Source organism: Terrabacter terrigena (genome assembly GCF_042676085.1).
Classification (GTDB): domain Bacteria; phylum Actinomycetota; class Actinomycetes; order Actinomycetales; family Dermatophilaceae; genus Terrabacter; species Terrabacter terrigena.
Window position 1 is genome coordinate 627,222 of record NZ_JBHTKH010000001.1, and the last position, 18,371, is coordinate 645,592.

At 71.9% G+C, this 18,371-nt stretch carries 11 protein-coding genes; 2 read left to right on the forward strand and 9 right to left on the reverse strand.

Annotation, left to right across the window (positions count from 1 at the left end):
* Positions 1-20 precede the first annotated feature (20 nt).
* The 5 genes from ACFQ2V_RS02885 to rplM all read right to left on the reverse strand — a co-directional run bounded on the left by ACFQ2V_RS02885 (position 21) and on the right by rplM (position 7,357).
* Positions 21-2,054: a M3 family metallopeptidase gene (locus tag ACFQ2V_RS02885; protein WP_386050562.1), complete on the reverse strand. Its 2,034-nt coding sequence runs from the start codon at positions 2,052-2,054 to the stop codon at positions 21-23.
* Positions 2,055-2,201: 147 nt separating this feature from the next.
* The gene (gene glmM, locus ACFQ2V_RS02890; protein ID WP_386050564.1) at positions 2,202-3,548 is read right to left on the reverse strand and encodes a phosphoglucosamine mutase; all 1,347 of its coding nucleotides are present in this window, start codon (positions 3,546-3,548) and stop codon (positions 2,202-2,204) included.
* A 182-nt stretch (positions 3,549-3,730) separates the two neighbouring features.
* Positions 3,731-6,139, reverse strand: coding sequence for a hypothetical protein (locus ACFQ2V_RS02895; RefSeq protein ID WP_386050565.1), 2,409 nt, complete (start codon positions 6,137-6,139; stop codon positions 3,731-3,733).
* 233 nt (positions 6,140-6,372) lie between these two features.
* Complete coding sequence (gene rpsI / locus ACFQ2V_RS02900) at positions 6,373-6,879, reverse strand: 30S ribosomal protein S9 (RefSeq protein WP_386050567.1); 507 nt, start codon at positions 6,877-6,879, stop codon at positions 6,373-6,375.
* Between the two features lie 34 nt (positions 6,880-6,913).
* Entirely contained in the window at positions 6,914-7,357 is a 444-nt protein-coding gene (rplM, locus tag ACFQ2V_RS02905; protein ID WP_386050568.1) for a 50S ribosomal protein L13, read from the reverse strand.
* A 268-nt stretch (positions 7,358-7,625) separates the two neighbouring features.
* Between rplM and ACFQ2V_RS02910 the strand changes: the two genes are divergently transcribed.
* Positions 7,626-8,255: a winged helix-turn-helix domain-containing protein gene (locus tag ACFQ2V_RS02910; protein ID WP_386050570.1), complete on the forward strand. Its 630-nt coding sequence runs from the start codon at positions 7,626-7,628 to the stop codon at positions 8,253-8,255.
* Entirely contained in the window at positions 8,252-9,586 is a 1,335-nt protein-coding gene (locus ACFQ2V_RS02915) for an MFS transporter (protein ID WP_386050572.1), read from the forward strand. The genes ACFQ2V_RS02910 and ACFQ2V_RS02915 overlap by 4 nt, the downstream gene beginning before the upstream one ends.
* On the opposite strand, the gene ACFQ2V_RS02920 is transcribed toward ACFQ2V_RS02915, so the two are convergent.
* The 4 genes from ACFQ2V_RS02920 to ACFQ2V_RS02935 form a co-directional block, all read right to left on the reverse strand.
* Positions 9,567-10,508 (reverse strand): aldo/keto reductase, encoded by a 942-nt coding sequence (locus tag ACFQ2V_RS02920; protein ID WP_386051041.1) that lies wholly within the window; start codon positions 10,506-10,508, stop codon positions 9,567-9,569. The genes ACFQ2V_RS02915 and ACFQ2V_RS02920 overlap by 20 nt on opposite strands.
* Positions 10,509-10,637: 129 nt before the next feature.
* Positions 10,638-16,457 carry a pullulanase-type alpha-1,6-glucosidase gene (pulA, locus tag ACFQ2V_RS02925; RefSeq protein WP_386050573.1) on the reverse strand — a complete coding sequence of 1,940 codons (5,820 nt, stop codon included), beginning with the start codon at positions 16,455-16,457 and terminating at the stop codon, positions 10,638-10,640.
* Positions 16,458-16,676: 219 nt separating this feature from the next.
* On the reverse strand, positions 16,677-17,213 hold the full coding sequence (locus tag ACFQ2V_RS02930) for a YbaK/EbsC family protein (RefSeq protein WP_386050574.1): 537 nt from the start codon (positions 17,211-17,213) through the stop codon (positions 16,677-16,679).
* 97 nt (positions 17,214-17,310) lie between these two features.
* A complete protein-coding gene (locus tag ACFQ2V_RS02935; RefSeq protein ID WP_386050576.1) occupies positions 17,311-18,363 on the reverse strand; it encodes an NAD(P)H-dependent flavin oxidoreductase in 1,053 nt (350 codons plus the stop codon).
* Between the last annotated feature and the right edge of the window lie 8 nt (positions 18,364-18,371).

Consider the following 18,371-nt stretch of genomic DNA (forward strand, 5'->3'; position numbering starts at 1 on the left):
CGCGCGCGTCGATCGGTCCGTCAGTCGAGGCCGCGGCGCTGCAGGAGGTGCGTGATGTCGGCGTCGCCGCCACGGAACTCGCGGTACGACTCGAGCGGGTCGGCCGCGCCCCCGATGCCCACGACGTACGTGCGGTAGCGGTCGCCGTTCGCGCGGGTGAGGCCGCCGTTCTCGCGGAACCACGCGACCGTGTCCGCGTCGAGCACCTCGCTCCAGATGTACGCGTAGTACTGCGCGTCGTAGGAGTAGGAGAAGGTGTGGGCGAAGTAGGTCGAGCGGTAGCGCGGCGGCACGAGCGTGTTGGCCAGACCGACCTCCTCCAGCGCCGCGGCCTCGAACGCCTGGACGTCGCCCACGGCGGCGGCCTCCTCGACGTCGAGAGCGTGCCAGGCCTGGTCGAGCAGCGACGCCGCGAGGTACTCCCCCGTGCCGAACCCCTCGCCCCAGGCCTGCGCCGAGACGAGGCGTTGGACGAGCTCGTCCGGCAGCCGCTCCCCCGTCTCGTGGTGCACCGCGTAGCTCGAGAGCACCTCGGGCCACAGCATCCACATCTCGTTGACCTGGCTCGGGTACTCCACGAAGTCGCGGAAGACGCGGGTGCCGGCGAAGTGCGGGTAGGTGACGTGCGCGAGCAGCCCGTGGAGGGCGTGCCCGAACTCGTGGAAGAAGGTCCGGGTCTCGTCGTAGGTGAGCAGCGTGGGCTGACCGCCCCCGGGCTTCGGCACGTTGAGGTTGTTCACGACCACGGCGTGCGGCTGCTCGAGCAGCGTGTTCTGGCTGACGAGGCTGTTCATCCACGCCCCGCCCTTCTTCGTGTCGCGGGTGTGGAGGTCGAGCAGGTAGAGGCCGATCGGCGACCCGTCGGCGTCGTGCACCTCGAAGACGCGGACGTCCGGGTGGTAGCCGACGAGGTCGTCGCGCTCGTGGAAGGTGAGGCCGAAGAGCTTCTCGGCCGCGAAGAAGATGCCGTCCCGCAGCACCCGCTCGGCCTCGAAGTAGGGCCTCATCGCAGCGAGGTCGACGGCATACCTCGACGTACGCACGCGCTCGGCCCAGAAGGCCCAGTCGTGGGCCTCGATCGGCTCGCCGGCCTCCTCCTCGAGGAGGGCACGCTCGGTCTCGATGTTGCGCGCTGCCGCCGGCGCCAGCCGGCCGAGCAGCTCCATGACCCGCTCGGGCGTGCGGGCCGTGGAGTCGGCGAGGGCCGCGCCGGCATGGGTCGGGTAGCCGAGCAGGCGGGCCCGCTGCGCGCGCAGCCGCACTATCTCGAGCACGAGCGCCTTGGTGTCATGGGCGTTGTCGCGGTTGCCGCGTGCGCTCTGCGCCTCGTGGACGCGACGGCGCAGGTCGCGGTTCGTCAGCGACGCGAGGTGCGGGTGCCCGGTCGGCAGGACGAGGGTGATGAGCCACTTGCCGTCGTGGCCGTGCTCGCGGGCGGCCTCGGCTGCGGCGGAGATCTCTCCGGCGGTGAGGCCGTCGAGGTCGGCCACGTCGTCGACGAGGACCGCGAGGTCGTTGGAGTCTGCGAGCAGCTGCTTCTCGAAGCGGGTGCTCAGGGTGGCCAGGCGGCCGTTGAGCACGCGCAGCTCGGTCTTGGCGTCGTCGTCGAGACCTGCGCCGGCCACCGTCATCTCGGTCAGGTGCCGCTCCACGAGCCGGCGCGACTCTGGGTCGAGGGCGGCCATGGCCTCCGCGTCGTCGTGCACCGCCTTGATCCGCGCGTAGAGGCGCGGGTCGAGCCGGACGGCGTCGCCGTGGGCGGTCAGCTTCGGCGCGTACTCCTCCTCGATCGCCTGCACCGCGTCGGTCGCGAGCGAGCTCGACGTGCCGAAGAACGTGAGGCTGACGCGGCTCAGGGTGCGCCCCGACCGCTCGAGGGCCGCGAGCGTGTTGTCGAACGTCGGCGGCTGCGGGTCGGTGACGATGGCCTCGACCTCGGCGAGGTGCTCGGCCATTCCGCGGTCGAACCCCTCGGGGTAGTGCTCGTCGCGCAGCAGCGCGAAGGGCGGGAGCGAGAACGGCAGCGGACTCGGGCTGAGCAGCGGGTTGGGCATGGCGAAACCCTACGCAGCGCGGCCCGCGACCTCCACGGAGCTCGGGCCGCGGGTCCGATGGCGACGAAAGCCGCCACGGGGCAGTTCCACCCCAGCGCGTACGCGTGCGCCGACCCGGAAGCGCGCCACGGCGCGCTTCCTCCGGCGTCAGAGGCTCAGCTCGGCCTTGACGACTCCGACGAGGCGGTCGGCGAGCGCGCGGGCCTGCTCGCCGTCGGCGGCCTCGACCATGACGCGTACGACGGGCTCGGTGCCGGACTTGCGCAGCAGCACGCGCCCCGACTCGCCCAGCTCGCCCTCGGCGGCGCGCACGGCGTCGGCGACGGCGGCGTTGGCCTCGAGGGCCGACTTGTCGACGTCCTTGACGTTGACGAGCACCTGCGGGAAGTGGGTCATGATCGCGGCCAGGTCGGTCAGCGTGCGGCCCGTCGCGGCGACTCGTGAGGCGAGCATGAGCCCGGTCAGCGTGCCGTCGCCGGTGGTTCCGTGGTCGAGCATCACGACGTGGCCGGACTGCTCGCCACCGAGGGAGTAGCCGCCGTCCTTCATCCCCTCGAGGACGTAGCGGTCGCCGACGGCCGTCTGGAGCACCTTGATGCCCGCACTGCCGAGGGCCTGGATCATGCCGAGGTTGGACATGACGGTCGCAACGAGCGTGTCACCCCGGAGCACGCCCTGCTCCTTCATGGCGAGCGCGAGGATCGCCATGATCTGGTCGCCGTCGACCTCGCGGCCCGCCGCGTCGACGGCCAGGCAGCGGTCGGCGTCGCCGTCGAGCGCGATCCCGAGGTCGGCGCCGACCTCGACGACAGTCTGCTTGAGGTGGTCGAGGTGCGTGGACCCGTAGCCGTCGTTGATGTTGAGGCCGTCGGGCTCGCCGCCGATGAGCGTGACCCGGGCCCCCGCCTCACGGAAGGCTCGCGGCGCGACCTCGGACGCGGCTCCGTGGGCTGCGTCGACCACGACGTGCAGGCCGTCGAGGCGGTGCGGCAGCACCGACAGCAGGTGCGCGACGTAGCGGTCGGCGCCGTCGACGAGGGGCGTGATGCGACCCACGGCGCCGCCCGTGGGTCGCTCCCGGTCGGCGCGCAGCCGCTCCTCGATGCGGTCCTCGAGGTCGTCGGCGAGCTTGTGCCCGCCCCGGGCGAAGAACTTGATGCCGTTGTCGGGCATCGGGTTGTGCGAGGCCGAGAGCATCGCCCCGAGGTCGGCGTCCTGCTCGGCCACGAGGTAGGCGATGGCCGGGGTGGGGAGCACACCGGCGTCGCGGACGTCGACGCCGGCCGAGGCGAGGCCGGCCGTCGTCGCGGCGGCGAGGAACTCGCCGGAGGCCCGAGGGTCACGCCCGACGACTGCAACCGGCCGGTGCCCGTTGAAGGCCCCCACCTCGGCGAGCACGTGCGCTGCTGCGACCGAGAGGTCGAGCGCGAGCTCGGCGGTGATGTCCTTGTTCGCCACACCACGGACGCCGTCCGTGCCGAAGAGTCGAGCCACGCTGTGTGCCTTCCGAGCGGGGTGGCCCCTGGCCTCCCGAGTTCATGTGGTGACCATGTGCTGATCACGTGCTCGGACGACGATACCGCCCGGGCCGCGGTGCGCCCGCCGAGGCTCATCGATCGCGCAGCGTGGGACGAACAGGACCCCTCGTACCAGGGCGACCGGACGGGTCGGCCGGGTCAGCTGCCCGGCGTGCGCAGACGGGCCAGCCACACGCCGTCGGTGCGGCTCACGAGGTCGGTCAGCGTGGCGAGGTCGGGCGAGACCGGGCCGGACCGCTCGTCGGCCACGATCCAGCGCACCCCTCGGGTGCGGTAGGCGGCAGCGAGGTTCTCGGCGGTCGGCTTCTCGATGAGGGCCTGCTCGGCGTCGAGTCGGGGTTGGTCCCAGAACGGCGCGAGGATGTAGCTCTCACCCGGCTTGACGTCCTGGAGCATGCGCGGGGCGTAGCCGAAGCCGGCGACGTCGTTGCGCAGGCCCGAGAAGGCGGCGACCGAGAAGTCACGGTTGTCGCCGACGCCCGACTTGAAGCGGCCGTTGTAGACCCGGTTCGTCGCCACGATGTCCGTCGGGTCAGCATGCTGACGGAGGTACTGGCCGGCGTCGAAGAGCGCCGGCGGCACCACCGGGCGCGGCGGCCGGTCGGTGGGCCGCGGCTGGCTGCGCGCGGGTCCGGGGTTGCTCGACAGCGACAGGTCCGGGGCGAGGATCCTGGCCCCGCCGGCGAAGACGGCCAGCACGAGCAGGGCAGCCCACGTTCCGCGCAGCAGGGGGCGGGCGGAGCGGCGCCGCACGAGCCAGGCCACGGTGATGACCACCACGAGGCCCACCAGGAAGGCCAGCGTCGGCTCGAACCACGCCCAGATCGCCATGGCGTCGGTGTGCGGGCCGGCGAGCTCTGCGGGATGGCGACCGGTCGAGCGCGCGAGACGGCGCACGGCGAGGACGAGGAGCAGCCCCGCCAGCGCGATCGTCACGAGGAGCACGAGCGGCCCACGCAGGTGCGCCCACCGGCCCGGCGCCGGGCCGTCCACGGCCCCGTCGACGTCGCGCTCGACGCGGCGCGCCGCCAGCTCGTCACGCACGTAGCCGGCCACTCCCGCACCGGAGAGCGCCATGGCGAGCGGCTGGGCGGCGATCGCGAAGTAGTACTCGCTACCGCTCGGGTGACGCAGCAGCATGACCGCGAGGAGACCACCGACCAGGGCACCGACCCCCATCCACCCGCTGGGGTCGGTCGGGCGGCGCCGGATGAGGACGAGCAGGCCGAGCGCCAGCAGCAGCACGGGCCCCCAACGCCGCAGGAAGGCCACGACGATCGCTCCCACCGCTGCCCCGGTCTCTGCGGTCGACCGACCGAGGATGAGCGACTTCTGGAAGTCCGGCCAGTTGGACGGGTTGAAGCGCAGGCCGTACGAGCCGGGGTAGATGAAGAGGACGGCGAGCAGGGTGATCACGACCAGGGCGCCCAGGCAGGCGGCATACCTGATGGCCACGGGCCGCAGCTCGCTGCCGGGCGCGCGGCGTCGCCGCCACTCGAGCGGCACCACCACGACGGCGGCGAGCCCGAGCCCGCACAGGATGACGGGCAGCTGCGCCGACTTGGCTCCGGCAGCCGCGATGGAGAAGGCCGGGAGCAGCATCGCGGGGGCCAGGCGGTCGGCCGGGGCGCGACGCAGCACCGCCACGAGGGTCCCGACGACGGCCAGGCCGAAGACCCAGCCCAGGGCCGCCGTCGGGCTCAGCTGCCAGTAGTTCGGGACGGCGTCGACAGGGGTCTGCACCCAGACGTCGACCGAGACCGGGCGCAGGACGGCGATGGCGGCTGCGGCGCCGATGCCGCCGGCCCAGTGGCCCACCACCTGGTGACCGACGGCGGCCGCCAGCAGCACGAGCAGGACGACGAGCGTCGACGGGAGCAGGCGCGTCACGATGTCGAGGTCGTCGATGCCGGTGCCACTCAGCTGCGCCGCCAGGGCGTGGAAGAACCAGTGGTAGCCGAGGGGCTCACCGTCGACCATGGGGTAGCCGGGCACGAGGTTGCGCCGCAGCTCTCCGGTGAGGGCCGTCTGGTAGAGCAGGTCCTGGTACCAGATCTGGAACCGGGGCGTCGGCTTCGACGGGACCAGCGCGAGGCCGCCCACCCAGAGCCAACGCACCGTGGCCAGCACGAGAGCGGTCAGGGCCGCCCACGCCGGCGCCGGCCAGGAGCCGCTCGGACCGTCGTCGGGGGCGGCGGCGCGACCGGTCACGCGGCGACGCGTCAGAGGCACGAGCAGCAGCGCCGCCGCGACGACCGGACCCACGACGAGCGACGGCAGTCGCTGGCCCACGAGGTGCGCGACGAGCCAGGTCGCGAGAGCCAGCGCGAGGCCCGTCGGGCCTGCCCAGCCGAGGTCGGTGGCCCCGACGCTGCCGCCTCGGACGGCGCGCACGACGACCCAGCCGGGCAGCAGCACGCCGACGAGGACGACGGCCAGCCACCACAGCGTCAGTCCGAGGTCCGAGCTCGTCTGGGTCCAGGCGAGCACGAGGCCGGCCCCGGACACGACGAGCAGCCCGACCTCACCGAGCCCCCTGTAGCGCATGGCAACGAGGGTGCCATGCCCGGCCGCCCGATTGTCCCAAGGGGTCGTGCGCGTCGCACTTTGGAAGCAATCTGGCAGGGCGCGCTCGGGCTCGTCTCAGGAAACGACACGGCGCGCGGCGGCTGGGCTCCGGGGTCGGCAAACACCCCGGAGCCCGGGCGCCGGGTACGGCACAGGCCCCCGAGCGGTGCTCGGGGGCCTGTGCGGGGCTGGGTCGGCGCTGGGCCGGGCCGTCAGCGCTTGGAGTACTGCGGAGCCTTGCGGGCCTTCTTGAGACCGGCCTTCTTGCGCTCCGGGACGCGGGCGTCACGGGAGAGGAAGCCGGCCTTCTTGAGGGCGGGACGGTTCAGCTCGGTGTCGACCTCGTTGAGGGAGCGGGCGACGCCGAGACGGACGGCGCCGGCCTGGCCGGAGGGGCCACCACCGTGGACGCGCACGAGCACGTCGTAGGAGCCGTCGAGCTCGAGCAGGGTCAGGGGCTCCTTGACGATCTGCTGGTGCACCTTGTTGGGGAAGTACGCGTCGAGGGTGCGGCCGTTGATCTTCCACTCACCCGTGCCGGGCACGATGCGCACGCGGGCGATGGCCTGCTTGCGACGGCCGGTGGCGGCACCGGGGGTCGAGACCTGGCGGGCGCGCTTCGGCTCGCCGAGGGCGTCGGTGGCGGAGGACTCGCTGGTGTACTCGGTCAGCTCCGGCTCGTCGGTGTCGAGGACGTCCTCGTTAACGATGTCAGTCACGTGTCTTGTCGCTTTCTACACAGCAAGCCGGGGCTTACTGCGCAACCTGGGTGATCTCGAAGGGGACGGGCTTCTGCGCCGCGTGGGGGTGCTCGGCGCCGCGGTAGACCTTGAGCTTGGACAGCTGCTGGCGGGCCAGCGAGTTCTTCGGGAGCATGCCGCGGATGGCCTTCTCGATGGCCTTCTCGGGGCTCTTGGCGAGCAGCTCGGTGTAGGAGGTGGCCCGCAGACCGCCCGGGAAGCCGGAGTGGCGGTAGGCCTTCTTCTGCTCGGCCTTGGCGCCGGTGAGGGCGACCTTGTCGGCGTTGATGATGATGACGAAGTCACCGGTGTCGACGTGCGGCGCGAACTGCGGCTTGTGCTTGCCCCGGAGGAGCACAGCGGCCTGGCTCGCGAGGCGGCCGAGGACGACGTCGGACGCGTCGATGACGTGCCACGTGCGAGTGACCTCGCCGGGCTTCGGGGTGTAGGTGCGCAATGGAGTCTGCCTTCGCTTCTGAAATGGTGGAGCCACTGGTGTGACGCTGGGCTCGGTCCGCGTCGCCTGCTCCGCGCCCGTGATGGTGCGGAACGTGGTTCGCCTGACGGCCCGGTGCACAACCTCACCAATGTTACGGGCAGGGGCTGCGCCGCCCAAATCGATCCGCGGGACCCCCGAAACCGTGGTTGACCTGCGACGACGTCGGCCGAAAGAACTCGTGCACAGTTATTGTGCAAAGGAACTGTGCAAAGGTATTGTGCACACTATGGCTGCACGCGACCGCACGACCTCCGCCTCCCCCACCCCCGAGCGGGGCGACGACGACAACCTCTGGCTCACGCCGGAGAGCCTGCGGGTGCTCGCGCATCCGCTGCGCTCACGCCTGCTCGGCGCCCTGCGTCGGCAGGGTCCTTCCACCGCCACCGACCTGGCCACGTTGCTCGGCACCAACTCGGGAGCCACCAGCTACCACCTGCGCAAGCTCGAGTCGGTCGGCCTCGTGCACGACACCGAGGAGGGTGAGGGCAAGCGTCGGCTCTGGCAGGCCAGCTCCGAGTACCACTCCTGGCATCCCAGCGACTTCGAGGGCGACGAGGACGCCGAGACCGCCCTCAACTGGCTGACGCGCGACTACGCGCGTCACTTCAGCGAGCAGTACGACAGGTGGCTAGACGTCTCGACGACGTGGCCCACCGCGTGGCAGGACGCCTGCGGCTCGAGCGACGCCTCGGTGCTCGTCACCGCCGAGTCCCTCGAGGCCATGCGCGAGGAGATGTGGGACCTCATCGAGCGCTACCGCCGCGTCGGCCAGGGCAACCCGCAGGCCCGCCGCATCGCCGTCTACGCCTTCGCCTACCCCCTCGACCTCGACCGGCCCCCGACAGGAGCACGATGAGCCACCAGACCGGGCGCGACGCCGCACCGCAGCCGTATGCCGTCCTCTCCCCCGCCGCGGCCCGCCGCGTCTTCCTGGCGCTGACCTTCACCCGCTGGTTCCCGGTGGGTCTCGTGATCGGGCTGCTCACGCTGTGGCAGCTCGAACGGGGACTGACCGTCGCCCAGGCGATGACCGTGTCGTCGGCCGCGGGCCTGACGATCTTCGCGCTCGAGCTTCCGACGAGCGGGTTCGCCGACGCCTTCGGACGCCGCCCGGTCTTCGTCGTGTCGGCTGTCGTCAACGTCGTGGCGAGCGTCGTGCTGCTCCTCGCGCACGCGTTCTGGATGTTCCTCGCGGCTGCGGTGCTCACCGGCATCTTCCGCGCACTCGACTCGGGGCCGCTCGAGGCGTGGTTCGTCGACACGGTGCACGCGACCGACCCCGGGGCAGACGTCGATGCCTCTCTTGCCGCGCAGGGCACGGTGCTCGGGGTCGGCATCGCTGCCGGAGCTCTCGTGTCGGGTGCCCTCGTCTGGTGGCACCCGTTCACCGGCGCGTCGGCCCTCGTGCTGCCCGTCGCCGTCTTCGTCGCCCTCAACGTCGTGCATCTGCTCGCGGTGCTCGTCCTGCTGCGCGAGCCCCGGTCGGCCGAGCACGTCGACTCCTCCGGCGCCCGCCGGGCCCTCGCCTCGGCCAAGGAGTCACCCGCAGTGGTGCGCGAGGGGCTCGGGCTGCTGCGCACCAACGCCGCGCTGCGCGGCATCGTGTGCGTCGAGATCTTCTGGGCGGTGGGCATGCTCGTGTTCGAGACCTTCCAGCCGATCCGCCTCGCCGAGCTCGTCGGCGGCGAGGAGCGTGCAGGCGCCATCATGGGCCCGGTCGCCGCGGCCGGCTGGGGCATCTTCGCGCTCGGGGCCGCCGTCTCCGGCTGGACGAGCCGCCGCGTCGGAGTGGCCCGCACGGCGATCCTCGCGCGCGTCCTCAACGGGCTCGGCGCCGTCGTCATGGGCCTCGTGGCCGGACCGGCCGCACTCATCGCGGCCTACAGCGTGACCTATCTGCTCCACGGGTCTGCCGGCCCGGCCCACTCGGCGCTGCTGCACCGCGAGGCCCGGGCCCGCAACCGCGCCACCGTCCTGTCGATCAACTCGATGGTGGCATCGGTGGCCTTCGGGGTGTCCGCCCCGCTCTTCGGCCTGCTCGCCGAGCAGGTGTCGACTCAGGCCGCGATGGTGTGCGCCGGCGCGTTCAGCGTGCTGGGCGCCTGGTTCTACCGCAGCGCCCGCCGCGCCGAGACGGCACGGCTCGGCGCACCGGTGGCGCCCGAGGTCACACCGGCGGCGACGTGATCTCGTCGAGCTCTGCGAGGTCCTGGGCCGTCGGCTGCCAGAGCGCGGCCCGCACGTTCTCGACGACCTGCTCGGGACGCGTCGCGCCTGCGATGACGGAGGCGACGGCCGGCTGGGCAGCGAGGCCGCCGATCGCGACGTCGATGGGGCGCAGGTCGCGCTGGACGGCATACGCCTCGATGCGCTCGATGGTGTCCCAGTCGGCGGCCGCGAGCCGGTCGGGCAGACCCGCGAGCCGCGTACCCGTCGGCGCCGACTCCCCGCGGCGGTACTTGCCGGTCAGCAGCCCCGAGGCGAGCGGGAAGAACGGCAGCAGGCCGACGCCGACGTGCTCGCAGGCGGGCACGAGCTCCTCCTCGACGTCGCGCTCCAGCAGGGAGTACTCGTTCTGCGCGGACACGAACCGGGCCGCTCCCGCGGCGCGCGCCGTCCAGTCGGCGTCGACGACCTGCCAGCCGGTGAAGTTGCTGCTGCCGATGTAGCGGACCTTGCCCTCCCTGACGAGCTCGTCGAGGGCTGTGAGGGTCTCGTCGATGGGCGTTCGCGGGTCGGGACGGTGCAGCTGGTAGAGGTCGATCCAGTCGGTGCCCAGACGGCGCAGGCTCGCCTCGACGGCCTTCCGGATGTAGCGCCGGGAGCCGCGCACACCCCAGTCCGGTCCGTTGCTGCCCTGCATGTCCATGCCGAACTTCGTTGCCACCACGACGTTCTCGCGTTCCGACCCGAGAGCCAGGCCGAGCATCTCCTCGCTCGCACCCAGACCGTAGATGTCGGCGGTGTCGAACAGCGTGACGCCGCTCTCGATCGCCTGCCGGACGACGGCGTTGGTGCCGTCCTGGTCGACGCGCCGTCCGAAGTTGTTGCAGCCGATGCCGACGGTGGAGACGGTCAGCCCGCTGTCGCCGAGCTGCCGGTAGGTCATGTCAGGAGTCGTCACCCGCCCAACCTATGCCTCGGCCACCGGCCCGGGCGCTGGCCCTGGCACTGCGCCCGCACGAGCGAGCGCCGGCCCCGGCGGTGTCGGGGACCGGCGCTCGCGTCGTCGGACGGGTCAGCTCGGCTGCACGAAGACGGCAACCGTGCGTGCCGGCACCGAGAACGTGCCGGTGCCGGCGTCGTATGCCGCCTGCTTGACGACGCTGTCGGCGCCGCCTGCCTGCACGGGGCTCAGGGCCACCGGCCCAGTGAGCCCGGGCACCTTCTGGGTGACGGTGCTCGGCGTGGCGTTGAACACGACGACGAGGCCGCGTAGCGTCGGGTCGACGTCGGCGCCCTTGGTGTCGTCGACCCGCATGACGATGACGCCCTGCTTGGCGTCCGCGGAGCCCGAGACGGGGAAGCTGACCTTGGCGTTGATCGCGTCAGCACTCCCGAGCCGGAACAGCTTGGTGCTGAAGCGGAGTCGCAGCAGGTCCTGGGCCATCGCGTCGGACCTGCGCACGTCGGCCGCGGTGGGCTTGAGGGCGCGGTCGGCGAGCAGCGGCTTCATGAAAGGCCACTTCGCGGAGTTCTGCTCCTGCGGGGGCAGGCCGTGGCCGAAGCCGTTGTCGGCACCGGTCCAGTCGAGCCGGTTGAACCAGTCACCGCTGTCGTAGGAGTCACGGTTGAGCGACTTGCTCCGGAGCAGGTCGGCGCCCGCGTGCCAGAACGACGGGGTCTGCGCCAGAGCGGTCGTCGCGAGCGACAGGGTGTTCATGCGCACCCGGTCCTGCATCGACGTCGCGACGGGCAGCTTGTAGGTGAGCGAGTCGAAGAGCGTCTCGTTGTCGTGGGCGTCGACGTAGGTGACGACCTCGTCGGGCTGGTCGGCGTAGCCAGCCGGCGAGCCGTTGTAGTCGACCTGGGTGCCGTTGACGACCTGGCCGCTCTTCTGGCTGCGGAACGTGAACGTCCTGAGGTTGCCGGCGAGCCCGAGCTGGACGAGGTCCGTGTCGCTCGCGAGCCGTGCGGCGGCGTCGGCGTTGACGGGCTTGCCGTCCTTGTCGACCGCGCCGTTGTCGTCGGTGGCCTCGCCTGATCCGAAGCCCTGCTTGCGGGGGTCCTCGTCGAACGGTCCGCCGCCGCGGACCGCGTCACGGAGCCGGTCGGAGAAGGTGCCGATTCCGGTGCCACCGAGCTGGCCCTGCGTCGCCTGGACGAAGAGCTTGTTGTTCGCGACCTCGCCGAAGTTCCAGCCCTCGCCGTAGAGGTAGATCGCCTTGCCGTCCACGCCGTCCTGGGACGGCGTGAGGGCGTCGAGGGCGGCCCGCACGGCGAGCATGTTCGCCTTGCTGTGGTGGCCCATGAGGTCGAAACGGAAGCCGTCGACCCGGTAGTTGCGGGCCCAGGACACCACCGAGTCGACCATGAGCTTCTCGGCCATCGCGTGCTCGGTGGCGACGTTCTGGCAGCAGGTCGAGGTCTCGACCGCGCCGCTCGCGTCGAGGCGCTGGTAGTAGCCCGGGACGACCTTGTCGAGCACCGACCTGTCGGCCTGGCCCGAGGCGTTCGTGTGGTTGAACACCTGGTCGAGCACGACCCTCAGGCCGTCCTGGTGCAGCGCCCCGACCATGGTGCGGAACTCGGCCACGCGGGCGCCACCGTCAGCAGCTCTGGTGCTCGAGGCGTACGACCCGTCGGGCACGTTGTAGTGGAACGGGTCGTAGCCCCAGTTGAACGCGTCCTTCGATGCGACGGCGCTGGTGCACTTCTGCTGCTCCTCGCTGTCGGGCGCGTAGGAGGAGAGGTCGCACTTCGGGCTCTCCTGCTTCGCGGGGTCCTCCTCGATCGAGGCGATGTCGAAGGTCGGCAGCAGGTGCACCGTGTTGAGCCCCGCCTTCGCGAGCGCCTTGAGGTGTGCGCGCCCGTCACCGTCGGCAGCGAACGCGAGGTAGCTGCCGCGTATGCCGGCCGGGACCTTCGCGTCGGAGGCCGAGTAGTCGCGAACGTGCAGCTCGTAGATCGTCGAGTCGACGGCCTGCTGGAGAGGCGGGGCGCTCGTCGTGCGCCACGCCGTGGGCATGAACGCGGGGTCGCGCAGGTCGACCGCGACGGAACGGGTCGAGCTCGGCGTCAGGGCGACCGAGCTGGGGTCGGTGACGATGTTGGTCTCGACCTTGCCGGTTGTCGGCGCGAACACCTTGACCTCGTAGAGGTAGCGGGCGTTGCGGGCAGCCTTGTCGAGCGAGGCCGACCACGAGCCGTCCGTGGCGCGGGCCATCGCGGTGCGCGTGGCCGTGCTCACGGGCTGGTCGGCGCTGCCGGCCCGCCAGGTCAGCAGGGTGACGGACTGCGCGGTGGGCGCCCAGAGGGTGAAGCGCACGCGGCCGGCGCCCGGGAAGCTCGGTCCGTAGGTGCGGCCACGCGCCGATGCGGCATACAGCGCGTCGATGGCGATGGCCGTCTGGGCGCCGGTGGCGTCGAGCAGGCGACCCGTCGTGTCGTAGAGGCCGACGGCGACCTGGTCCTCGAGGATCTCGGGGAGCCGGCGCGACGTGGCCTTGTCCATGCGCAGTGCGACGGCGCCCTTGAGCTCCGGGTGGGCCGCGACGAGCGAGGCCGGAAGGCCTGCGGGGTCACGGGTCAGGGTCGCGACCGAGCCGCCGGTGACGGCCTCGGCGTCGACTGCGAGCCCGCCGTCGGCGGACCAGTGCAGTCGCCAGCGCAGCGTCGCCGGGTCGGTGCCGGCCGGCAGGGCCGAGGCCGGCCAGGCCACGAGGTCGGGGCCGACGACGAAGGCCTTGGCCTTCCTGAGGTCGGGGACCGCGCCCGCCCTGGACGTCTTGACCGAGACCTCGTGGGTCGAGGCCTTGTAGGTGATGGTCGTGACGACCCCGTCGCTCGGCACCGTGAAGGCGACGTTCCCGGCCGGGTACGACTCGTCCCACGTGCGGTCGACGGCGACCTTGAACTCGTAGCTGCCGGCCGGGATGCGGTCGGTGCTGAAGGTGTAGGTGCCGTCACCGTCGGGGTCCTGCAGCCACGAGCGCATGCAGTCGGGCGCCCAGTCGCCGGGGCAGCCGAGCTCGGTCTGGAAGCTGCCGGGTGCCGTGAGGATGGACCCCTGCGCGGAGCTCGTCACCCAGTGCGTGCGGTGGTCGTAGAAGAAGTCGACCGACCCGCCGGGGGCCTTGTAGCCGATGTTGCCGCCGCCGGGTGCGCCACCGACGCCGTAGTTCTCGTCCCACGCCTTGTTGATCGCGGCCTTGTACTCGTAGTCACCGGCGGGCACGGTCGCCGAGCCCTTCCAGATGTCGTCCTTGGGGTCGAGCGTCAGCTGCGCCTGCGGGCAGTCGGGCTGCCAGTCACCGGGGCAGCCCATCTCGGAGTTGTGGCTCCCGGGCACGCTGACGGCGTTCGGCTGCGTGACCGGACCGACGCCGCCGCTGTCGCCACCGCCGGAGGACTGCGGCTCACCCACGTCGCCATAGGTCGAGGTCGCAGAGACCTTGCCGTTCAGGTCCCTGGCCACCATCCGGTACTCGACGAGGGTGCCCTTGGCCAGCCCGGAGACGTCGTGGAAGACGCGGTAGGGCGCGTTGTCGTCGGTGCCGATCGGCGTCCACTGCGTCGCGCCGACCGGACGCTGGAGGAAGGTCACCTCGGCGAACGTGCTGCCGTCGAGGGCAGCGCCGATCTCTGCCCGGCCACCCACGACACCACCCGCACCGGGCGACGTCGGGATGATCGTCGGCGCGCTCGGCGAGGAGGCCATCGCCCCGTTCGCACGGTAGACCGCGACCGACAGCGGTGGCACGGTCACGGTGATGCGGCCCGACGCGTCGGCGCGCAGGTCGGACGTCGCGCCGAGCAGCGCGACGAACTTGCTTCCGGCGGAGTAGGTCTCGAAGGTCGCGGTCTTGGCGGTCGTCGCGTTGTTGGTCGCCACCACGTACTCGCGCTTGGCAGCCTTGTCGATGCGGCTGAAGGCGTAGATGCCGGCGGCGTCGGACGCGTAGCGGTGCACCTGGGCGCCGTCGGCGAGGGCCGGGTTTGCCCGGCGCAGCGCGGCGAGCTGCTTGATGTGGCGGTAGAGCGGCACCGACGTCGAGTAGTGGTCGCTCGTGCCTTGCGGCTGCGAGCTGCCGACGATGACGTCGTCCTTGTAGATGTCGGTGCTGGTGCCGAACATGTCCTGGCGGGCGCGCTTGTCGTCGAAGCCGCTCGTCGGGCCGGTGAAGCCCTGCTCGTCGCCGTAGTAGACGACGGGGTTGCCCCGCGAGAGGAACATCAGCGAGTTGGCCAGCTCGGTGCGGGCGAGCAGCGCGTCGCCGGTGTAGCCGGCCGAGAGCAGCATGGCGCCGGAGCGGCCCATGTCGTGGTTGCCGAGGAAGGTCGGCAGCTCGTACGCGTTGGAGTCGGTGTCGGTGTAGTAGTCGTCGCCGGCGAAGAGGTCACGGACGCCGGTGGTCGCCTTGCCCTGCGCGAAGCCGAGGGCCGCACCCTGGAAGCCGAAGTCGAGCGTCGCGGGGAGCTTGCCCCTGGTGGTGAACTGGCTCGTGTAGGCGGGGTTGCCGTCGAAGACCTCGCCGAACATGTTGAAGTCGGGGTTGCCGATCTCCTTGGCGTGCTCGAGGATCGCCGGCGAGAAGGCCTGCCAGAACTCCATGTTCACGTGCTTGACGGTGTCGATGCGGAAACCGTCGATGCCGAAGTCGACCCACGACTTGTAGATGTCGGCCATGCCCGAGACGACGTCGGAGCGCTCGGTGAAGAGGTCGTCGAGACCGACGAAGTCGCCGTAGGTGGAGGACTCGCCGGCGAAGGTCGAGTCGCCGCGGTTGTGGTACATCGTCGGGTCGTTGAGCCAGGCAGGCACCTTGGCGGTCTTGTCGGCGTCGGTGCGGAAGACCGGCTTGTACGGGAACGACGACGCGGCCGACAGGGCGGGGAAGCAGTCGGGGTAGGCCTTGTCGGTGCCGGCGCACATGGGCTTGCCGGCCACCGCAGCGTCGTCGAACGCGGCACCGCTCGCGTCCTTGTAGGAGCCGGCGTCCTTGGAGACGTAGCCGTGCTGCCCGCCGTCGTAGTCGACGACGTCGGCGGTGTGGTTGGTGATGATGTCGAAGTAGACCTTCATGCCCTTGGCGTGGGCCGCGGAGATGAGCGCCTTCATGTCGGCGTTCGTGCCGAGGTGCGGGTCGATGCGGGTGAAGTCGGTGACCCAGTAGCCGTGGTAGCCGGCGCTGGCGTCGGAGCCCGACCCCTGCACGGGGCGGTTCTTGAACGACGGGGTCAGCCAGATCGCGGTCGTACCCAGGCCCTTGATGTAGTCGAGCCGCTGGGAGATGCCCTTGAGGTCGCCGCCGTGGAAGAAGCCGGCGTCGGTCGGGTCGAAGCCGGTCTCGAGCCGTGACCCCGTCAGCCCGCCGCGGTCGTTGGCCGGGTCGCCGTTGGCGAAACGGTCGGCCATGACGAAGTAGAAGCGCTCGCGCGTCGCCAGCTCGCGCAGGGAGGCGCGAGCGAGCGTCGCGTCGGCATCCGTGGCGTTGCCCGGCAGGTCGGTGGGCGCGACGCCCACGGCGTGCGTGGTGTCGTCGTAGGTGAAGCGCAGCTTCGCAGCGTGCTGGAGCACGAGCGGGACGTTGCCGCCACCCTGCCCGTAGCTCTCGGCCCAGTCGTGGTTGATCGCGACCTTGAGCTCCCAGGAGCCGGCCGGCACGGTGAAGTCGGCGGCATACGTCGTGGTGCCGGGCTGCAGCACCAGGTCGGTGGCCGTGCAACCGGGCGTCCAGTCGGCGTCGCAGCCGAGCTCGCTCTGCAGCGAGCCGACGAGCGTCGCGGTGCGCGGCGTCTCGGCCCGGGCGACGGGAGCCCCCGTCAGCGGGACGGCGAGTCCGGCGATGACGAGGGCCGAGATGCTGGCGACGGACAGGGCCGGGCGACGGCGCATGCGCACTCCTTCGTGGGCTTGGGTCGCTCGCGCCCGCGTCTGGACGCTCGACCACCGTCGGAGAACCTAGCGCCCAATTCGGACACCGCGCCAGACCAGAACTGCAAAATTTTGCATCTGTGCTCAGGATGTTGCGAGATCTTGCCTCATGCCGTCACTCTGGCCCCCGACGCAGGCAGGAGTCTGGGCCTCGTGGCCACGGGCGCGCCCGAGCCGGTGTCAGCCCTCTCTGATGGCGAGCTCGACGACCTCGGCGGTCGGCAGCGCCGCGAGCGCGGCGCCGTCGAGCAGCAGCTTGGCACCACGCACGCCGGCTCCGACGACGACCGGCCCCGCCTCGGCGACAGCCTTGTCGACGAGCACCGGCCAGTCGGAGGGCAGCCCGACGGGGGTGATCCCGCCCTGCTGCATCCCGGTCAGCTCCTGCGCCTTGGCCTGGTCGGCGAACGAGATCTTGCGGGCGCCGAGATGCCGTCGCACGACCCGGTTGATGTCGGCGCGGTCGGTCGCGAGCACCATCACCGCCGCGAGGGTCGTCGTCTCACCTCGCCTCGCCTCGACGACGACGCAGTTGGCGGACGCCTCCGGCGCGACGTCATAGGCCTCGCAGAACGCGGCGGTGTCGGCGAGGCCCGCGTCGATGGCGGCCACCCGCACCTCGGGCACCTGGCCCAGGGCCGCGGCGACCGGCGGCGCCAGCAGGTCGGGCCGCCCGGCGGCAGGTTCCCAGGTCAGGTTTCCCTCGGCGCTCGGCATGACGTCACCGTATGCCGTCTCCCGGCCGGGGGGCGTCGCGCCCCACCGGTGTCCGCATGCCGTCTCCCCGCCTGACGGCATACGTCGGACCGGGCTCTCAGGCGCGCGCGAGCTCGGCGACGACGGTCGCCGCCGGCACCGCGCGGGCCGAGCGCCACCCGGTGCCTGCCCACAGCGCGAGCAGGTCGGGACGCTCGGCCCTGGCCGACGCCCGCCGCAGCGGCACGGTGAGGTGGTGCACCTCGGGGTAGGCGGCCGGGGCCTCGCCGTCGTGCCGGCGCACGAAGTCGGTCTCGAGGCCGCGGGCCCACCGCCCCGAGTAGGCGCGGGTGACGGCGGTGCCGGTGAAGGCCGCATCGCCGAGAGCTCGCCGGTAGGCGAGGCCGGTGCCTGCTTCGGGCGTGAGCAGCAGGGCGGTGCCGACCTGCACGGCGTCCGCCCCCGCCGCGCGCACCTGCTCCGCACGCTCACGGGTGGAGATGCCCCCCGCGGCGACGAGCGGCACCTCGGTCTCGGCGCGCACGGCCGTCACCAGCTCGGCGAGGTCGAGGGGCGACGGGTCCTTGGTGGGGTCGAGCGTGCCGCGGTGGCCGCCCCCGTCGGGACCCTGGAGGCAGAGGGCGTCGACACCCGCCTCGAGCGCGGCTCGGGCCTCATCGAGGTCGGTGACGGTGGCGACCGTCTCGGTGCCCGACCGGCGCAGCGCCCCGAGCACTGCAGCGTCGGGCAGCCCGAACGTGAACGACACGACCGGCACCTTCTCGCGCACGACGAGGTCGACCTTGCGCTCCCAGTCGTCGTCGTCACCGGGTCGTGCCTCGCCGGGCTCGGCCCCGACCGCCTCCGCGTCGGCCGCGAGTCGTTCGCGATAGGCGGCGACGGCCGTCGCGCGCTCGGTGCCGGTCAGCGCACCCGGGCCGACGGCGTACGCGTTGGCCTGCTCGGGCACGAAGAGGTTGACGCCGAACGGGCGCGACGTGGCGTCCCAGACCTCGGCGATGGCCGCTGCCAGGCCGGGCGCGGTGAGGTAGCCGCCGGCGAGGAAGCCGAGGCCCCCGGCGTCTCCCACGGCTGCGACGAGCTCAGGCGTGGTCGGCCCGCCGGCCATCGGGGCTCCGACGACACCGGTCTCGAGCTCGCGCAGCAGCATGGCCTCGA